The organism is Protofrankia coriariae (assembly GCF_001017755.1).
In the GTDB taxonomy this organism is placed as follows: Bacteria; Actinomycetota; Actinomycetes; order Frankiales; family Frankiaceae; genus Protofrankia; species Protofrankia coriariae.
Window position 1 is genome coordinate 19,391 of record NZ_JWIO01000062.1, and the last position, 298, is coordinate 19,688.

Annotated in this window: 1 pseudogene (only partly in view); it reads right to left on the reverse strand. The window is 72.1% G+C overall.

What is annotated here, in order from left to right:
• A pseudogene (locus tag FrCorBMG51_RS32170) lies at positions 1-298 on the reverse strand (alcohol dehydrogenase catalytic domain-containing protein); its annotated part reaches 404 nt to the left of the window's first position; the annotation flags it as partial.

A 298-nucleotide genomic window follows, 5' to 3' on the forward strand; every position in this document is an offset into this window, starting at 1 on the left:
CTGGTGTGCCCGCCGGCACAGCCGGTGCACGCGGGCAGCCCCCGGGCGGCACAGCCGAGCACCGGGTCGACGACCACCCGGGAACCCGCCGGCAGCTCCGTCCCATTACTCAAAGTGACATCCGTCTGTGTGTCGGCCACGATCTCGTGCCCGGGCACGAACGGCATCGACACCAGGGAGGCGAAGTAGAACGACGACCGCCCGGTGACGGTGGCCAGATCCGACCCGCAGATCCCCGACAGCCGTGGCCGGATCGTCACCCAGTCCGGCCCGGGACGCGACGGCGTCGGCCGGTCCC